This window comes from Bradyrhizobium tunisiense (genome assembly GCF_042263385.1).
GTDB classification, from domain to species: domain Bacteria; phylum Pseudomonadota; class Alphaproteobacteria; order Rhizobiales; family Xanthobacteraceae; genus Bradyrhizobium; species Bradyrhizobium tunisiense.
Map to the genome: position 1 here is coordinate 138217 of NZ_JBHLEV010000010.1, position 17841 is coordinate 156057.

The window sequence follows — 17841 nt, forward strand, 5'->3', positions numbered from 1 at the left end:
TCCTGTGGGTGGAAATTTCTGCCGCGACCGGCATGAATTGCCGATGTTCCCCGGCCGTTCAGGGCGCGGCGGCAGCGGATTTCATTGAACTTTTTGCGCTGGCATGCCGCTTGCTGTCGTTGTCCGACAGAACATTGGCCGCGGCATGCCGCGTCGGTTGGAGTTGTGCAATGTTGTTAGCCCTTGGTGCGGTCTCGAGTGCCTTCGACGCGATCCAGTCGCTGACGAACTCGAAGTCGTCCTCGTCGACCCAGAAGACGGGATCCTCGCAAGGTGCGACCAACCCGTTCGCGATCGACAGCGCGGGCACCATGACGACCTCATTGGTCGGCTCAAGCACTCCTCCGCAGATTTCGCCGCAGACCATGAGTGCGTTGATCGCCATGCAGGGCCAATTGGCCGACGGCGCGAGCAGCGCGGTCAACTCGACATCTTCGAATTCGGTGTCCTCGGCCTCGAAGGACCGGCAGGCCGCGCTGAAAGATATGTTCTCGCAGATCGATGCGGACGGCGACGGCAAGATCACCAGGTCCGAGTTCGAGAACGCCCTTGGAGCCGGAGGCACCAATCTGGCGCAGGCCGACGACGTGTTCTCGAAGATGGACGCGAATGCGGACGACAGCATCAACCTCGGCGAAATGACGAAGGCGCTGACCAGCGGTCGTCATGGCGACCATGCGCAAGGCGCGGGCGACGGATCGGATTCCTCGTCGAAGCCCAAGGGCGGATCGACCTCGACCACGACGGTCGCTGCCGACGGCTCGACCACGACGACCGTCACCTATGCCGACGGCTTCAAGATGTCGACGACGGTGCCGGGCGCCTCCAGCTCTTCGAATGCGAATGGCGGCGGCAATTCGCCTTATGACTGGTTCGGGCAGATGATGCAGCGCCAGGCGCAGGCCGCATCCGCCACCACCGCTTCATCGATGTCGATGAGCGTGTGAGCGGCATTCGAGGTCAGCCGGCATGCTCGTGCGTGATGTCACGACAGACGTAGCGGTCCCGGATTTCCTGATTGAAGAACGTCCCCTTTGAACGCGAATCCCCGAACGCGGCGGCGACCTCGGGCGGAACGTCCTCGTAGACATAGAGGCGTCCGCTGACAAAGGTCACCTTCAGCTCGCGCGTATCGGGCGCATAGCGGAAGAAGCGGATTACGGAAGACGGCATGGCGGTGGACCCTGGCCTGCCAGGGTAATGCAGTACCCGCCGTTTCGTTTCTAACCGAATTTGTCCTTCCACGCCGGCTGTGCCCCCGGAAACGGCAGCGCGGTGGCGCCGTACACCGCGCGGCCGATTGCGCGCGCGACCACGTTGGCGGCGACGGTGCCGAGTTCGGTGAGGCCGACCAGCGGCTCGATCGGCTTCTCGCCGGTCGCCGCCGCAAACAGCACGTCGCCATCGGTCGGTGCGTGCACCGGGTAGATGGCGCGGGCGAAGCCGGTGTGCGCGATCATCGCCAGACGCTTGGCCTGGGGTTTGGTCAGCACCGCGTCGGTGACGACGGCGCCGATGGTCGTGTTTTCGCGCGCGCTCGCCGCGGGACCGCCCTTGATGCGCATGCGGAGCATGTCGTCGGTGAACTTGTCGGGCTGGCCGCGCCCGCCGAACTCGCCGCCGACTTCGAACGGTGCCGCCCAGAACCACGGCCCGTCGCCGATGGTAACGCTGCCCACGGCGTTGACGGCGACGATCGCCGCGACCTTTACGCCGTCAGGTGTCGCCGCCGAGGCCGATCCGAGCCCGCCCTTGAACGTCGCGGTGGTGGCCCCTAGGCCTGCGCCGACGCTGCCGAGCGGGAAGTCGGTGCCGGCGGCAGCCGCCGCGGCATAGCCGAGGTCACGATAGGGCGAGAAGCGTCCCCAGGCCTTGTCGCCGCCGTTGAGCAGGTCGAACAGGATCGCTCCCGGCACGATGGGAATCAGGGCTTCGCGAATCCGGTGGCCGCGTCCCTGCTCGGCGAGCCAGGCCTGGACGCCGCCGCCGGCGTCGAGGCCGAAGGCGGAGCCGCCGGACAGCGCGATCGCGTCGACGCGCTCGACGGTATTGGCAAGATCGAGCAGGGCATCCTCGCGCGTGCCCGGGCCGCCGCCGCGCACGTCGATGGCCGCGACTGCGGGGGAATCGAAGATGATCGCGGTCGCGCCGCTGGCGACTTTGGCATCCTCGGCATGGCCGACGCGGACGCCGGCGATATCGGTGAGCAGATTCTTCAAGGTGGCCTCGCGCGCTGAAAGAAGTTCACCTTGCGATAGCGCAGGGATGCCGCAGGCTCAACTTGCCAGTGCCGTCCTCAGCATCTTGGCGAGCTCGGACTTGCGGTAGGGCTTCGCCAACAGCAACACGCCGGAATCGAGCCGGCCATGATGGACGATGGCATTTTCGGTGTAGCCCGAGGTGAACAGCGTCTTGAGGTCGGGGCGGCGCCGGGCCGCTTCGTCGGCAAGCTGGCGGCCGTTCATGTTGCCCGGCATGATGATGTCCGTGAAAAGCAGGTCGATGGCCTTGTCGCTGTCGATGATGGTGAGGGCCTCCGCGCCGTTGGCGGCCTCGAGCGCGGTGTAGCCGAGGCTCTTGACCTGCGTCACAACATATTGCCGCACCAGTGCGTCATCCTCGACGATCAGGATTCTCTCGTTGCCGCCGGTGATGGGCACGTTCTGGAGCACCTCGAACTCGGTCTCCTGCACCCCGGTCGAGCGCGGCAGGTAGATCTTCACGCTCGTGCCGTGGCCGACCTCGCTGTAGATCTTGATGTGGCCGCCCGACTGCTTGACGAAACCGAACACCATGCTGAGGCCGAGGCCGGTACCCTTGCCGACCTCCTTGGTGGTGAAGAACGGGTCGAAGACCCGATCGATCAGGTCCGGCGGAATTCCACTGCCGGTGTCGCTGACGGCAATCATCACGTAATTGCCGGCGACGACGTCGGGATTCATGCTGGCATAGCCGTCGTCGAGGAAGATGTTGCGGGTCTCCAGCACCAGGGTCCCGCCGTCCGGCATGGCGTCGCGCGCGTTCAGTGCGAGATTGAGGATCGCGGTGGAGAGCTGGCCGGGGTCGACCAGGGTCGGCCAGGCGTCCTCGGTAAGTTGCGGCATGATCGTGATCTGCTCGCCCAGGGTCGGGTGCAGCAGCTTGGCGGCTTCGAGCGCCAGGGCGTTGACGTCGATCTCGCGCGGCTGGAGCGGCTGCTTGCGTGCGAAGGCGAGCAGATGCTTGGTCAGCTGCGCGCCGCGTTCGGCGGCGTCGTCGATCAGCTTGGTGATGGCGGCAAGCTCGGGCCGGTCGGCGACGGCGTCGCTGAGAATGCCGATCGTGCCCGTGATGACTGTCAGCACGTTGTTGAAGTCGTGGGCGACGCCGCCGGTCAACTGGCCGATGGAGTCCATCTTCTGGACCTGCCGGAACTGGGCTTCGGCGGCCTGCTTCTCCGTCAGATCCCGGCCGATGAAGAAATGGCGCTTCACCGGCTCGGACCAGGTGCCCATCCAGTTCAGCGTGACTTCGTGACCGTCGTAGTGATAGTAGCGCGCCTCGAAGCTGCGCTTGACCGCACCGCGCCGCGCGGCCCGCATCTCCTCCCGCGTCTTGTCGAGGTCGTCAGGGTGGATGAACTCGGTCGCGCTGTGTCCGATCAGGTCTTCCGGGCTGAAGCCGAGGATGTCCTTCACGCTCGGGCTGACCTGAATGAAATTGCCGAAACCGTCGGTGACCAGGATCAGGTCCTGCGAGGTCTCGAAGATGCGCTGACGCTCCTCGATCTCGCGGCGAAGCTTCTCCTGTGCCTGCTTCTCCTCGGTGATGTCATGGGCGATCTTGGAGGCCCCGATGATCTCTCCATTGTCCGACCTCAATGGAGAAACATTCAGGATGACGTCGAGCGCGCGGCCGTCCTTGCGAATCCGCACCGTCTCGTGCTGGGCGACCGACTCGTTGCCGGCGATCCGATTGAGGATACTCCGGACTTCGCCCTTTCGCTCCGACGGCACGATGATGTCGATCGACCTGCCGACGGCCTCCGCGGCAGAATAGCCGAACAGGTGCTCGGCGGCCTTGTTCCAGCCGGTGATGACGCCGTCGAGCGTCTTCGTGATGATGGCGTCGTTGGAGGATTCGACAACCGCGCCATACAGTGCGAGGCGCTTGCCGTAGAAGTCGCGATCCGACGCCGATTGCTCGCGCAGCTTGCCGACGAGGCCCACCGTCCGGGCCTGAAGGCGGACGTTCTCGATCAGCAGTACCGCGAGCACGAAGCTCGATGCGCAGAGGCCATAGAGACGGCCGGCATAGAAACCGAGATCGAAGCGCGCGACGTTGACGATTGCAGACAGCGCGATGTCGAACAGCCATGCGCACATCACGACCATGAGCCAGATGTCGATCACCGAATGCGGGCGGCGGAACCACAGCGAGACGAGCGCGGCGAAGCTCAGCGACCACACAAAGGACACGACCCCGATCATGGTCGATGTGTAGTGGCCGTCGCGGAGCAGGATCGGCAAGAGATCGTGCTGGGCGGTGACGATCCAGGTGAAGACAGCCATGGCCGCGACTGCACCGAGCACGGTGGCGTAGATCGGGCTGCTTGTCGCGCCCCGGATCCTGGGGCCGCCGTCCTTTTCCTTCAGCCAGGCGTAGCCCAGCACGAACAGCGGGAAGCCGGCGTGCCAGATCATGTAGAGCCAGACCGTGGTCTGGCTGCCGGCCCCAAGCAGCCCGGTCGGTGCGAACAGGCCGGGGAAGGTGAGGGCATGGACCAGCGCTGCAGCGGCGGTGAACAGGTAGCCGGTCGACAGCCACAGCAGCGCGCGGGTCCGCAGCACCGAAAACTGCGACAGAAGCAGCACTGCCGTGACGATGTCGCTTACGGCCAGGGCGGACTGATAGCTCGCGACGAAGGCCGGGACCTGCGGCAGCGGGATACCTGCGAACGGAACGGCCAAAGCGAACAGGATCGAGGAAACGCCGACGATCCAAAGTGCCGAGGTCCGGTCGCCCGATGTGGCCGGCAGTGTTGAAAGAAATGTGCTTCGGTCGATCGCAGGCGCGTTCATGGTCTCAGACCCGTTTTGAGCATCTCCGCAATTCCAAGATCCAGCAGTCTTGACCTTCCGACCTCCACGGTAGCCCGATCCGGGCGCGTGTCGTGAACTGTTGCAGTGACGACTCAACCGAAGGTTACAGCTTACTTAATTTGGGGGGGAGCGCGGAATAGGGATCCGGTAAGATGCGCTTTACTGGGCGGTGTCATAATGCCCTTCCGCCGCGGCTGGTTCCAGGTTTGAATCATACGATTTGATCAATCTGCGGGAGTTGTTCCCTTGCCTCGCATTCTCATCGTCGACGATCAAAAGGATGTGCGCGCGATGATCGCAATGGTGCTTCGGGTCAACCATTACGAGGTTGCCGAGGCCGACAGCGGTGCGGCTGGGCTGAAAACCTTCGCGGAACGCGCATTTGACGCGGCGATCGTCGACATCTTCCTTGGCGATGTCAGCGGCGTCGACGTCATTGCGTCCCTGCGCGAGCGTACACCGGGGCTCCCCATCATTGCGGTGTCCGGAATGACGACGCTGGATTTCATGGAGCAGTCGTCTCACCTTGCCAACGTGATTTGCCTGCAAAAGCCGTTTCGGCCGAACGATCTCCTGCAAGCGCTTCGGAAAGCCCAGGCCGCCGCCGGCGGCGAGATGGCCGCACCCGCCTGATCCTGCCACGAGAAAAACGCCCCGGCGCTAGCCGGGGCGTGGTGATCGTATCGCAGGCCTGAGCCCGGCAAGAAGCGCGCGCTCAGGTGCCGTTGCCCTTGATCTCGGCGTAGCCGCCCTTGGCGTCCCATTTGTAGACGACGTAGTCGATCTGCTTGATGTCGCCCTTGGCGTCATATTCGATCGGGCCGATCACGGTGTCCCACTTGCCGGCCTTCACCGCTTCCATGACCTTCTTGGCGTCGGTGGTGCCGGCCTTCTTGGCTGCCTGCGACCACACCTGCATCGCCGCATAGGTGTAGAGGGTGTAGCCCTCTGGGTCGATGTTCTTGGCCTTGAAAGCCTCGACGATCTTCTTTGCGGTCGGCTTGTTGCGCGGATCGGGACCGAAGGTGAACAGCGTGCCTTCGCCGGCCGGGCCGGTGATGGAGGCGTATTCCTTGTCGGCGAGCGCGTCGCCGGCCATCAGCACGGTCTTGAGACCCTGATCGCGCATCTGACGCAGGATCAGGCCGCTCTCCTGATGGTAACCGCCGACATAGACGAGGTCGATGTTGTCGCGCTTCAGGCGCGAGACGATCGCGTTGAAGTCCTTGTCGCCCTTGTTGTAGGACTCGTACATCTTCTCGGTGACGCCGGCCTTGTTGAGCGCCTTCTTGGTTTCGTCGGCGAGACCCTTGCCGTAGGTGGTCTTGTCGTTGAGAATCGCGATGTTCTTGCCCTTGTAGTTCTTGGCGATGTACTGCGCCGCGATCAGGCCCTGCTGATCGTCACGGCCGCAGACGCGCGCCACGTTCCAGAGCTTGCGCTCGGTGAACAGCGGGTTGGTCGAGGCCGGCGTGATCTGGAGCACGTTGCCGTCGGCATAGGCTTCCGAAGCCGGGATCGACGACGACGAGCAATAGTGCCCGGCCACGAACGGGATCTTCGCGCCGGCGATCTTTTCGGCGATCGAACGCGCCTGTTTCGGGTCGCAGGCGTCGTCCTCGACCGAAAGCGCGAGCTTCTTGCCGTTGACGCCGCCGGCGGCATTGATATCGGCCACGGCCATTTCGGCGCCGTTCTTCATCTGGCGGCCGAAGGCGGACTCGCCGCCGGTCATCGGGCCTGCGACTGCGACGGTGACATCCTGCGCGAATGCCGCGCTCGACAGCGCGATCGATACGCCGAATGCCAGACCGATGAGCTTCAGTGATTTCATGAGATACCTCGCGGGTGGTCGCCTGTGGACGTTGCCGGGCATGCCCGGTTCAAACCGGCGCCATTCTTGAATGAATCTCAGGAGAAGTCACCGGCAAAATACGGGCATTGGCGTAGATATCTCGCCGCATTCGGCCGCACGCCGGCTGGCCTGTGGTTCGGTCAGCCGTGCCGGCCGCCCTCCAGATAGGCGGCGCGAATCTCGGGGCGCTGCAACAATTCGGCGCCGGTGCCGGCCAGCGTGATCAGGCCATTGACCATGACATAGCCGCGATGGGCGAGCTTGAGGGCATGGTTGGCGTTCTGCTCGACGATCAGGACGGTCAGGCCGTCCTGGCGGTTCAGGGTGCGGATCGCATCGAAGATCTGGCGCGCGATCAGCGGCGCGAGGCCGAGCGAGGGCTCGTCGAGCAGGAGCAGGCGGGGGCGGCTCATCAAGGCGCGGCCGATCGCCAGCATCTGCTGCTCGCCGCCGGACAGGGTCCCGCCGCGCTGGGCATAGCGTTCCTTCAGCCGCGGAAACAGCGTGAAGACGCGCTGGAGCGTCGCCTCGCGTTCGGTCTCGGTGCATTCGGTGGCATCCGCCCCCATCTGGAGGTTTTCCGCCACGCTCATGCGCGGGAAGATGCGTCGGCCCTCGGGCGATTGCGCGATGCGCAAATGCGCGATCTCGTGGGTGGGGACGTCGGTGATGTCGCGGCCTTCGTACAGGATCTGGCCGGCGCGGGCGCGCGGCTTGCCGAAGATCGTCATCATCAGCGTCGACTTGCCGGCGCCGTTGGCGCCGATCAGCGCGACGATCTCGCCGGCATTGATCTGGACATCGACGCCCTTCAACGCCTCGATCTTGCCATAGGCGGCGCGAAGGCCGCGGATCGCGAGCAGGGGGGACGTCACGAGCCGCCCTCCATCACAGCTGCCGCCTCTTCCTCGTCGGCACCGAGATAGGCGGCGATCACCTTGGGATCGTCGCGAACCTCGCGCGGCGTGCCTTCCGCGATCTTGACGCCGTGATCCATCACCACGATGTGGTCGGAAATTTCCATGACAACCGACATGTCGTGCTCGATCAGCAGGATCGACGTGCCGAGCTCGTCGCGGATCGACAGCAACAGCTCGCTCAAGGCCGCGCTCTCGCGCGCATTGAGACCGGCGGCAGGTTCGTCCAGGCACAGCAGCGCGGGCTCGGTGCACATGGCGCGCGCGATTTCCAGGCGGCGCTGGTCGCCATAGGCGAAATTGCCGGCGGCATCGTCTGCGCGGTCGAGCAGATTGACCCGCCTGAGCCAGTCGGTGGCGAGATCGATGGCGCGCTTTTCGGCGCCGCGATAGGAGGGCACGCCGAGGAGACCGAGGAGGGTATAGCCGGAGGCGCGCATCAAGGCGTTGTGCTGCGCCACCATCAGGTTTTCCAGCGCGGTCATGCCGGGAAACAGGCGGATGTTCTGGAACGTGCGCGCGACCCTGGCCTCTTTGGCGATGCGGAAATCGTTGAGCCGCTCTAGCGCGATCGTCCTGCCGTCGTCATGGGCGAGGCGAATGGTGCCGCCGCTCGGTTTGTAGAAGCCGGTAATGCAATTGAATACGGTGGTCTTGCCGGCGCCGTTCGGCCCGATCAGCGCAGTGATCTTCTTCCGCTCGGCGGCGAAAGAAAGGTCCTGCACGGCAACGATGCCGCCGAAGCGCATGGCGAGCCGGTCGACGCTGAGAATCTTGTCGCCGCTCATCCGTGCCCTTCCTTGACGAGGTCGGAGGAGATCGCTTTCGCCTTGGTCAGATACACGGTGGGGGCACGATGGCCGATCAGGCCGCGCGGCCGCCAGATCATGATCAGCACCATCGACATGCCGAACACCAGCATTCGGTAGTTCTCGAGGCCGCGGAACAGCTCGAAGCCGCCGATCATGGCGAGAGCCGCGAGCGCGACGCCGAGCTGCGAGCCCATGCCGCCGAGCACGACGATGGCGAGGACCAGCGCCGATTCCTGGAAGGTGAAGGATTCCGGGCTGATGAAGCCCTGGCGGGTTGCGAAGAACGCGCCGGCAAAGCCGCCGAACATCGCCCCGGTCGCGAACGCCGTCAGCTTGGTGGTCGTGGTGTTGATGCCGAGGGCGCGGCAGGCGACCTCGTCCTCGCGCAAGGCTTCCCAGGCCCGGCCGATCGGCAGCCGGCGCAGGCGGATCGTCGCCCAGTTGGTAAGCAGCGCGAGCGCCAGGATCAGATAGAACAGGAAGACGATGCGGTGGGTAGGCGAATATTCGATGCCGAGCTTGGCGGCGAGCCCCTCGTCGCTCCTGTCGAGCGGGATGCCGAAGAAGGAGGGGCGGGGAATGCCCGAGACGCCGTTGGGCCCGCCGGTGAGATCCTGCCAGTTGATGATGACGAGGCGGATGATCTCGCCGAAGGCCAGCGTCACGATGGCGAGATAGTCGCCGCGCAGGCGGAGCACCGGGAAGCCGAGCAGCACGCCCCAGAACGCTGCGAGGATGCCGGCGAGCGGCAGGCAGATCCAGAACGACCAGCCGAAATTGGTCGCGAGCAGCGCGTAGGAATAGGCGCCGACCGCATAGAAGGCGACATAGCCGAGATCGAGCAGGCCGGCGAGCCCGACCACGACGTTCAGTCCCCAGCCCAGCATGACATAGGTGAGCACGAGGATCGCGAGGTCGAGGATGTAGCGCTGGTCATAGAAGATCACCGGCACCAGCAGCGTGAAGATCAGAAGTGCCGGCGCAAGGTAGCGGCTGATAAACGACATGCCGCTCTTCACCGCCGGCGGCACCAGTTTCTCGGCGCCGGTCGGGCCGATCCATTGCCGCAGCAGCTCGATCACGATCGAGCCGCCGAATACAGCCGCGACGAGGGAGGCAAGTTCGCCGAAACGCGTCCAATAGGTGAGCTGGCCCGAGGCGCCCGCCTCGGTGCGGATGCCGACCATCAACGAGAACAGCACCAGCGCGACCAGCGCGTTGACGAAAGCCGTCTTCAGGATGGAGTGGATGCCCGGTTTGGCCTTCATGGGTGAGGAAGCTGCCACGCGCGACCGTCAGACTTTTTCGACTTCGGGACGGCCGAGCAGGCCGGTCGGCATGAAGATCAGCACGACGATCAGGATCGAGAACGCCGCGACGTCCTTGTATTCGACCGAGAAATAGGCCGACCAGAACGTCTCGATCAGGCCGATCGCGAGGCCGCCGAGCATGGCGCCGGGCAGCGAGCCGATGCCGCCGAGCACGGCGGCGGTGAACGCCTTGATGCCGGCGACGAAGCCCATGAAGAAATCGACGAGGCCGTAATAGAGCAGGTACATCAGGCCCGCGACCGCGGCGAGGGCGGCGCCGATCACGAAGGTCATGGAGATGGTTCGGTCGACATCGACGCCGAGCAGCGCCGCCATGGTCTGGTCCTGCTCGCAGGCCCGCATGTCGCGTCCAAGCCGAGTGCTCGACACCAGCCAGGTGAAGAGCGCCAGCAGCACGATGGTGGTGATGACCACGATGATCTGGATGTTGGAGAGCTGGATCACGAAGCCGTCCGCGCTCTCATGCAAGGTATAGCCGCCGGTAATGACGGGCGGGATCGGCTTGACGCGCGCGCCCTGCGCGACCTGCGAATAGTTGGTCAGCACGAAGGACATGCCGATCGCCGACAGCATCGGGGCGAGGCGGAAGGAGTGGCGAAGCGGCCGGTAGGCGATGCGCTCGATGGTCCAGCCATAAAGCGCGGTAATCGCCATCGAGACCAGCAGCACGACGAGCAGGATCAGCGGGATCGCGGTCAGCCCGAGCGAGATCAGGATCAGGAAAGTGATCAGGGCGATGAAGCCGCCGATCATGAAGACATCGCCATGGGCGAAGTTGATCATGCCGACGATGCCGTAGACCATCGTGTAACCGATGGCGATCAGGCCGTAGATCGAGCCCAGGACGAGACCGTTGATGAGCTGCTGGGTGAAGTAGTCCATGGGCTGCCGTACCAAACCTGACGCGGGCTCAAAGGGAGCTCTGAGGAGAGTGGGTTGGAGTGTGGTTTTCTTGGGCCCCGGCAGCCCCTAAGCATTCTTTCCGTTTTGTAACAGGAGGGAACTGGCGGCTGCAACAGGTCACGCTACGGCAGGCGGTCTTGTACAGAGGTCTTTGGCGGTGGGGTTCCGCAACTGCGAGGAACCGGGTTCCGGGGGCAACCAAAGTGGATGCCGGCCGTTATCTCGCTTCTGAACGTTCAACAAGGGAGTTCCCTGAATGACGAAGCAGCAGAACCAGAATCCGGGCCAGCAGAGTCAGAACCCCGGCCAGCAGCGCCCAGGCCAACAGCCGGGTCAGCAGCAGGGCGGCGGTCAGAAGCCCGGACAGCAGCAGCAGAACGATCCGATGCGCCAGGGTGACCGGCCCGGCCAGCAGCAGGGTGGTCAGCAGGACAAGTAACCTGGGAGCCCACGCGTAAAGAGGATGAAGAGGGTCCCGCCGAGAGGCGGGGCCCTTTTTTGGGGGTCACCCGGGCAATTAAGGTAAACAAAGGGTTTAAATTGCCGCCACAGTCTGATGCGAGTTAGCTCCCCGGCAAAGCCTTCCATCGAGGGCGAACGGCAGGCGGGTAGCGGCATGTTGAGAAATTGGCGGATCGGCTCGGTCAACGGCGCGCTGCTGGCGGCCTATTTCATTCCGGTCTGGGCCCTCGTTGCCTTCAATATCGTCGTCGCGCCGGTGCACGGTCTCTACGAACGGCCGAGCGTGGCGGTTGCGCTGTACCTGAGCGATCATCTCCAGATGGCGGGGATGGAGACGGTGCGGGCCGCCTGGCTGTTGGCGCTGGGCCGGATGACCGTGGTGGCGTTCTTTGCGATCTACCTCGTGCTTCTGTGCATCCCCCGCGTCCGCAAGGGCGGCGGCAGCGACGAGGCGCTCGGCATTGCGCTGGCGATCGGCAGCCTGCTCTCGTTTGCCAGCATGGTGATGGCTTCGAAGGTCGGCGAGATGGCCGCGCTCCGGCTGCATGCGACCGAGCTGCTTCTCCTGCTCGGCGCAGCCATCGTGGTGGTGATCGAACGGCCCGAGGCTGCGCCGACGATCGTCGAGAACGTCGCGCCGCTAGCTCTCGAGCAGGCCGAGCTCCTGCACAATCGCTGAGGCTTCCTTCACGGCGTGGTTCGCGGCCGGCACGCCGCAATAGATCGCCTGCTGAAGCAGGATTTCCTTGATGTCGTCGGGCGTGAAGCCGCCCTCGGCGAGTGCCGCGCGCACGTGCAGGCGGAATTCGTCCCATTGCCCGAGCGCGACCATGGTGCCGATCACCAGCACGCGGCGCGTGCGTTCGTCGAAATGCGGACGCGTCCAGATCTCACCCCAGGCGTAACGGGTGATCATATCCTGGAAGTCGGTGTTGAAGGCGTTGCGGTTCGCGATCGACTTGTCGACCCAGGCGTTGCCCAGCACCTTGCGGCGAACGTTCATGCCGGCATCGCGGCGCTTCTGGTCGTCCATTCCATTCTCCTCTCTGTCATTGCGAGCGCAGCGAAGCAATCCAGAGTCTCTCCGCGGATGGATTTCTGGATTGCTTCGTCGCTACGCTCCTCGCAATGACGGTGTTGTGAGATCAGCGCTGCGTCAGAAATCCTACCACCGCATCCGTGAACACATGTGGCTGCTCGACGTTGGAAATGTGCGCGGCGTCGATGATGGTCATGCTGGCGCCGGGAATTTTCGAGCGGATCAATTCGCCTGCCGAGATCGGCGTCGCCATGTCGTGGCGGCCGGCGATCACCAGCGTCGGACTCTTGATCTTGGCAAGCAGGTCGCGCTGGTCGAGCGTCGACAGCGCCTCGCAGCAGGCAAGATAGCCTTCGACCGGGGAAGCCAGCAGCATCGACTTCATCTTCGCGGTGATGTCAGGCTCGCGCTCGCGGAAGTCCTGCGTCAACCAGCCTGCGATCACGGCATCGGCGACGGCGGCGATGCCGCCCTCCTTTACCGCCTTGATGCGGTTGTGCCAGTTTGTTGGATCGGGATAGTAGCAGGAGGTGTTGGCGAGGATGAGCTTGCCGAAGCGTTCCGGCGCGTTCGCGCCGAGCCACTGCCCGACCATGCCGCCCATCGACAGGCCGCACCAATGCACCTTCTCGATGTTGAGGTCGTCGAGGATCGCGAGCACGTCGCGGCCGAAGCGCTCCATCGTGTAGGGACCGGGCGGGACGTTCGACTTGCCGTGGCCGCGGCGGTCGTAGCGGATGACGCGGAACAGCTGCGTCAGCGCCTTCATCTGCGGCTCCCACATCTGAAGCGTGCAGCCGAGCGAATTGGAGAGCATCAAGGTCGGCCCACCGTCCCGGCCCTCGACGGAGACGTTGAGCAGGCATCCGTCGGCATCGATCATGGGCATGCGGCGTCTCCGTCGTATCTTGCGGTTCTTATTCGCGGTCGAGGCTGTCGAGCAGCCGGTCGATCAGGGCTTGGGAAGCCCCTTGATAGGCCATCGGCTCGAACAATGCCGCAATTTTTTCCGGAGAAAGGTGCGCAGTGACCTGCGGATCGGCCGACAGCAGCTCGCGCAGATGCTTCTTCTCGGCAATCGCGCGCTTGCTGGCGGCCTCGATCAGATGATGCGCATCGCTCTTGCCCATCGTCTCGGCCAGCGCGAAGGTCACCGCCTCGGCCATGATGAGCCCCTTGGTCGCGTCGAGATTATCGCGCATGCGCGCAGCATCGACGTCGAGGCCTTCGGCGATGTCGACGATGGCAGCAAGCGCCCCCGAAGTGACCAGCATCAATTGCGGCAGCGTCGGCCATTCCGCATGCCAGGGGCCGGCGCTGCGTTCGTGGTCCTGCACCTGAGCTGCGAATATCGTCGCGGCAAGCTGCGGAGCCATTGTGGCGGCGCCCAGCGCGCTTGCAGCGGCGACCGGGTTACGCTTGTGCGGCATGGTCGAGGAGCCGCCGCGGCCTTCGCCGGCCGGCTCGAACGCTTCGGCGACGTCAGTCTGCATCATCAGCGAGACGTCGCGCGCGACCTTGCCGCAGCTGCCAGCGAGGATCGCGAAGGCTGATGCGGCCTCCGCGATCCGGTCGCGATGGGTGTGCCAGGGCGCTTCGGGCAGCGGCAGGTTCAATTCCTGCGCCAGCCGCTCGGCGACCGCGAGCCCCTTGTCTCCGAGCGCGGCAAGCGTGCCGGCGGCGCCTCCGAATTGCAGCGCGAGGCCCTCGCGGGAGAGTCGCCTGAGGCGACAGCGGGCGCGGGCGAGGCTTGACGCGTATTCGGCGGCTTTCAGGCCGAATGGCATCGGCAGCGCGTGCTGGAGCCAGGTCCGTGCCACCATCGCGGTGTTGCGATGGTGGCGCGCCAGTGCGGCAAAGCCCTTGATGGCGCGGCTGAGATCGGCGTCCAGGACAGCGATGCCGGCACGCAGCGTGAGCATGGTCGCGGTGTCGATGACGTCCTGGCTGGTAGCGCCCCAATGCACGTAGCGCGCGGCCTCGGCGTCGGCCTTGCCGACATTGGCGGTCAGCGTCTTGACCAGGGGAATCGCCAGATTGCCCGATCGCATCGCGGCCTCCGCCAGCGCGGCCATGTCGAAGCGGTCGGCCTTGCATGCGGCCTCGATCGGGCCCACCGCTGATGCCGGAATCACATCCGTGGCGGCCTCGGCGCGTGCCAGAGCTGCCTCGAAATCAAGCATGTTCTGCAGGGTGGACCGGTCGTCGCAGACGGCGCGCATGGCGGCGCTCGACAGCATCGGCGCGAGCAGGGGGGAGAGGGATGTGCTCATGGTGCGCGCGACCTAATCATCATGGCCCTTCTGTGCCAATCCCCAACCGCCTGCAGGGGTCCTTTTGCAGTTGCGAATATGCATTGCACTTGACCGGGCACCGCCCTTTCCTTTGCCGCGTCCCTGCGTTACTTGATCGATCAGCACTATAGTCGCACGATCCGGGAGGCACCCATGGCCATGACGATGAACGGCGAAGTCCAACTTGCGGCGCCGCGCGAGGCCGTGTGGGACAAGCTCAACGATCCCGAGGTGCTGAAGGCCTGCATCCCCGGCTGCGAGGAGCTCGAGAGGACCGATGACGGCGGCTTTCGCGCAACGGCGAAAATGAAGGTCGGGCCGGTGTCGGCACGCTTCAAGGGCAAGGTTACGCTTTCCGATCTCGACCCGCCGAACGGCTACAGGATCTCGGGTGAGGGCGAGGGCGGGGTCGCCGGCTTCGCCAAGGGGGGCGCGGTGGTCAAGCTGGCGGAGAAGGACGGCGGCACGCTGCTCTCCTACGAGGTCGAGGCGCAGATCGGCGGCAAGTTGGCGCAGCTCGGCCAACGCCTCATCAACGGCGCCGCCAAGAAACTCGCCGACGAGTTTTTCGCGAACTTCGCCAAGGCGGTACAGGGCTGAAGGCTATCGCCTTTCGGCATGGCGCCTTGCGTCCGGGGTGATGTTGCCCCCGGGCATAATGGCCCATATGATGGGCTGGAATAATTATAAGAACCGCTTCGATGGGACCCGTCGGGGCGCTGATAGAGAGTGCTTATGGCAAAAATCTCCCTCATCGTGAACGGCAATCCAGTCACGGCCAACGTCGATCCCCGCATCCTGCTGGTGCAGTTCCTGCGCGAGAATCTGCACCTGACCGGCACCCATGTCGGCTGCGATACCTCGCAGTGCGGCGCCTGTGTCGTGCATCTCGACGGCAAGGCCGTGAAGTCCTGCACCACGCTGGCGGTGATGGCCGATGGCCACGAGGTCAAGACGATCGAGGGGCTGGCCGCCGACGGCGCGCCGCTGCATCCGATGCAGGAGGCCTTCCGCGAGCACCATGGACTGCAGTGCGGCTTCTGCACGCCGGGCATGATCATGACCGCGATCGACATCGTGCACCGCAAGGGCAACGAGCTCGACGACCATACGATCCGGGAAGAGCTGGAAGGCAATCTCTGTCGCTGCACCGGCTACCAGAACATCGTCGCCTCGATCTCTGCCGGCGCCAAGGCGATGGCGAAATCCGATCTCGCGTAACGCGCATCCCGCGATCAGGACATTCAGATGTACGAATTCAAATATCATCGCCCCGGGACTGTCCGGCAGGCCGCCAACCTCCTGGTGAAGAACGAAGACGCCAAGGTGATCGCCGGCGGCCACACGCTGATTCCCGTCATGAAGCAGCGCCTCGCCAGCCCCCCGCATTTGGTCGACCTCTCCCACATCGAGGGGCTCAACACGATCGAGATGAAGGGCCGCTCGCTGGTGATCGGCGCCACCGCCAGGCACGCCGAGGTCGCTACCTCCGCGATCGTCGGCGAGGCGATCCCGGCGCTGGCGAATCTCGCAAGCCAGATCGGCGATCCCGCCGTGCGCCACAAGGGCACCATCGGCGGCTCGCTCGCCAATAACGACCCGACCGCCGACTATCCGGCCGCCGTGCTCGCGCTGGGCGCGACCATCGTCACCAACAAGCGTCGTCTCAAGGCCGAAGAGTTCTTCCAGGGCTTGTTCACGACCGCGCTCGAAGCCGACGAGATCATCACCAAGGTGATGTTTCCGCTGCCGAAAAAGGCGGCCTACATCAAATTCCGCAACCAGGCCTCGCGCTATGCACTGGTCGGCGTGTTCGTGGCACGGCGTCCCTCCGATGTGCGGGTTGCCGTGACCGGCGCCGGCTCCGAAGGCGTGTTCCGCGTCGAGGCGTTTGAGGAAGCTTTGAAGAAGCGCTTCGCGTCGAAGGCGATCGAAGGCATCGAGGTGCCGGCCGAGGGGCTCAACAGCGACATCCACGGCAGTGCCGAATACCGCGCGCATCTCATCGGTGTGCTGACGCGGCGCGCGCTCGATGCCGCCAACGCCAAGGAGTGAGTGAACCTCACGCCTCGGCCAAACTTGTCCCGGTGAGGGCGTAGCGAGACTGGCTTTTTCATGACTTCAGCGGCCAACACCTCCGGGGCCAATACTTCAGTTGGATTGCCGGCATCGGTCGATGCGATGCTCGAACTCCTGACGTCGCGCGGCTATCTCGCCGAGCGGTCGTTGGCGACGGTGACTTATCTGTCGCTGCGCATGGGACGGCCGCTGTTTCTGGAAGGCGAAGCCGGCGTCGGCAAGACCGAGATCGCCAAGGTCTTGTCGGCCGCGTTGGGGCGGAAGCTGATTCGCCTGCAGTGCTACGAAGGCCTCGATGTGTCCTCGGCGGTCTATGAGTGGAACAGCGCCGCGCAGATGATCGCGATCCGGATGGCGGAAGCCGCCGGCGACACCGATCGCGACCAGCTCTCGAGCGACATTTTCGCCGACCGCTACATGATCAAGCGGCCGCTGCTGCAGGCGCTGGAGCCCGACGTTGCGGGCCCGCCGGTGCTGCTGATCGACGAGCTCGATCGCGCCGACGAGGCGTTCGAGGCGTACTTGCTCGAAATCCTCAGCGACTTCCAGGTGACAATTCCCGAATTCGGCACCGTGAAGGCGCCGAGTCCGCCGATCGTCATCATCACCTCCAACCGCACCCGCGAGATTCACGACGCGCTGAAGCGGCGCTGTCTGTATCACTGGGTCGATTATCCCGCGGCCGAGCGCGAGCTCGCCATCGTCAAGTCGCGCGTGCCGGGCATTTCCGCGAAGCTGTCGCAGCAGGTCGTGCGCTTCGTCCAGGCGCTGCGCAACCAGGATTTCTACAAGTCGCCGGGCGTCGCCGAGACCATCGATTGGGCCACCGCGCTGTCCGAGCTCGACGCCCGTTCGCTGACCCCGCAAGTGGTCGGCGACACGCTGGGCGCGCTGCTCAAGTACCAGGACGACATCACCCGGATGCAGGGCGACACCTTGCAGAAGGTGCTGAAGGAAGCGACGAGCGAGAATTGATTTTCCGTCATTCCGGGGCGCGCATAGCGCGAACCCGGAATCCATTGGGCCGCAGAGTTGGTGGATGGATGGATTCTGGGTTCGCGCCAAGGG

18 protein-coding genes and 1 pseudogene are annotated in these 17841 nt (G+C 64.6%); 8 read left to right on the forward strand and 11 right to left on the reverse strand.

All coding sequences use genetic code 11. The annotated features are described in order from the left end of the window. Window positions 1-170: 170 nt before the first annotated feature. On the forward strand, window positions 171-947 hold the full coding sequence (locus ACFDR6_RS31390; RefSeq protein WP_375860722.1) for an EF-hand domain-containing protein: 777 nt from the start codon (window positions 171-173) through the stop codon (window positions 945-947). Window positions 948-960: 13 nt separating this feature from the next. Here ACFDR6_RS31390 and ACFDR6_RS31395 read toward each other — a convergent pair whose 3' ends face one another. From ACFDR6_RS31395 to ACFDR6_RS31405, 3 genes and pseudogenes are all read right to left on the reverse strand, one after another. Continuing rightward, entirely contained in the window at window positions 961-1173 is a 213-nt protein-coding gene (locus ACFDR6_RS31395; protein WP_375860723.1) for a KTSC domain-containing protein, read from the reverse strand. A gap of 50 nt (window positions 1174-1223) precedes the next feature. After that, a complete protein-coding gene (locus ACFDR6_RS31400) occupies window positions 1224-2219 on the reverse strand; it encodes a P1 family peptidase (protein WP_375860724.1) in 996 nt (331 codons plus the stop codon). A 57-nt stretch (window positions 2220-2276) separates the two neighbouring features. Then, window positions 2277-5083, reverse strand: a pseudogene (locus tag ACFDR6_RS31405) (PAS domain S-box protein). Window positions 5084-5327: 244 nt separating this feature from the next. Between ACFDR6_RS31405 and ACFDR6_RS31410 the strand changes: the two are divergent. Further along, on the forward strand, window positions 5328-5714 hold the full coding sequence (locus ACFDR6_RS31410; protein ID WP_212081498.1) for a response regulator: 387 nt from the start codon (window positions 5328-5330) through the stop codon (window positions 5712-5714). 82 nt (window positions 5715-5796) lie between these two features. Here ACFDR6_RS31410 and ACFDR6_RS31415 read toward each other — a convergent pair whose 3' ends face one another. The 5 genes from ACFDR6_RS31415 to ACFDR6_RS31435 form a co-directional block, all read right to left on the reverse strand. Continuing rightward, on the reverse strand, window positions 5797-6915 hold the full coding sequence (locus tag ACFDR6_RS31415) for a branched-chain amino acid ABC transporter substrate-binding protein (protein WP_212081497.1): 1119 nt from the start codon (window positions 6913-6915) through the stop codon (window positions 5797-5799). 161 nt (window positions 6916-7076) lie between these two features. Next, the gene (locus ACFDR6_RS31420; RefSeq protein WP_212081496.1) at window positions 7077-7811 is read right to left on the reverse strand and encodes an ABC transporter ATP-binding protein; all 735 of its coding nucleotides are present in this window, start codon (window positions 7809-7811) and stop codon (window positions 7077-7079) included. Further along, window positions 7808-8641 (reverse strand): ABC transporter ATP-binding protein, encoded by an 834-nt coding sequence (locus ACFDR6_RS31425; protein WP_375860725.1) that lies wholly within the window; start codon window positions 8639-8641, stop codon window positions 7808-7810. The genes ACFDR6_RS31420 and ACFDR6_RS31425 overlap by 4 nt, the downstream gene beginning before the upstream one ends. After that, window positions 8638-9933 carry a high-affinity branched-chain amino acid ABC transporter permease LivM gene (gene livM / locus ACFDR6_RS31430; RefSeq protein ID WP_375860726.1) on the reverse strand — a complete coding sequence of 432 codons (1296 nt, stop codon included), beginning with the start codon at window positions 9931-9933 and terminating at the stop codon, window positions 8638-8640. The genes ACFDR6_RS31425 and livM overlap by 4 nt, the downstream gene beginning before the upstream one ends. A 27-nt stretch (window positions 9934-9960) precedes the next feature. Then, window positions 9961-10878 (reverse strand): ABC transporter permease subunit, encoded by a 918-nt coding sequence (locus ACFDR6_RS31435; RefSeq protein ID WP_212081493.1) that lies wholly within the window; start codon window positions 10876-10878, stop codon window positions 9961-9963. A gap of 277 nt (window positions 10879-11155) precedes the next feature. Between ACFDR6_RS31435 and ACFDR6_RS31440 the strand changes: the two genes are divergently transcribed. Both ACFDR6_RS31440 and ACFDR6_RS31445 read left to right on the forward strand, forming a co-directional pair. Next, complete coding sequence (locus tag ACFDR6_RS31440) at window positions 11156-11338, forward strand: hypothetical protein (RefSeq protein WP_018316535.1); 183 nt, start codon at window positions 11156-11158, stop codon at window positions 11336-11338. A 177-nt stretch (window positions 11339-11515) separates the two neighbouring features. Beyond that, complete coding sequence (locus ACFDR6_RS31445; RefSeq protein WP_375860727.1) at window positions 11516-12040, forward strand: hypothetical protein; 525 nt, start codon at window positions 11516-11518, stop codon at window positions 12038-12040. Here the strand turns inward: ACFDR6_RS31445 and ACFDR6_RS31450 are convergent. From ACFDR6_RS31450 to ACFDR6_RS31460, 3 genes are all read right to left on the reverse strand, one after another. Continuing rightward, entirely contained in the window at window positions 12002-12394 is a 393-nt protein-coding gene (locus ACFDR6_RS31450) for a carboxymuconolactone decarboxylase family protein (protein WP_018316533.1), read from the reverse strand. The genes ACFDR6_RS31445 and ACFDR6_RS31450 overlap by 39 nt on opposite strands. Before the next feature lie 112 nt (window positions 12395-12506). Continuing rightward, complete coding sequence (gene pcaD / locus ACFDR6_RS31455) at window positions 12507-13289, reverse strand: 3-oxoadipate enol-lactonase (protein ID WP_375860728.1); 783 nt, start codon at window positions 13287-13289, stop codon at window positions 12507-12509. 28 nt (window positions 13290-13317) lie between these two features. Then, the gene (locus tag ACFDR6_RS31460; RefSeq protein WP_212081490.1) at window positions 13318-14673 is read right to left on the reverse strand and encodes a 3-carboxy-cis,cis-muconate cycloisomerase; all 1356 of its coding nucleotides are present in this window, start codon (window positions 14671-14673) and stop codon (window positions 13318-13320) included. Between the two features lie 174 nt (window positions 14674-14847). Here ACFDR6_RS31460 and ACFDR6_RS31465 point away from each other — a divergent pair, with 174 nt between their 5' ends. The 4 genes from ACFDR6_RS31465 (at window position 14848) to ACFDR6_RS31480 (ending at window position 17748) form a co-directional block, all read left to right on the forward strand. Then, entirely contained in the window at window positions 14848-15294 is a 447-nt protein-coding gene (locus ACFDR6_RS31465) for an SRPBCC family protein (protein ID WP_212081489.1), read from the forward strand. Between the two features lie 135 nt (window positions 15295-15429). Next, window positions 15430-15915, forward strand: a complete 486-nt coding sequence (locus tag ACFDR6_RS31470; protein ID WP_317243439.1) for a (2Fe-2S)-binding protein — start codon at window positions 15430-15432, stop codon at window positions 15913-15915. Between the two features lie 27 nt (window positions 15916-15942). After that, entirely contained in the window at window positions 15943-16749 is an 807-nt protein-coding gene (locus ACFDR6_RS31475) for an FAD binding domain-containing protein (RefSeq protein ID WP_212081487.1), read from the forward strand. Window positions 16750-16809: 60 nt separating this feature from the next. Next, window positions 16810-17748 (forward strand): AAA family ATPase, encoded by a 939-nt coding sequence (locus tag ACFDR6_RS31480; protein ID WP_212081486.1) that lies wholly within the window; start codon window positions 16810-16812, stop codon window positions 17746-17748. The last annotated feature ends 93 nt before the right edge of the window (window positions 17749-17841 follow it).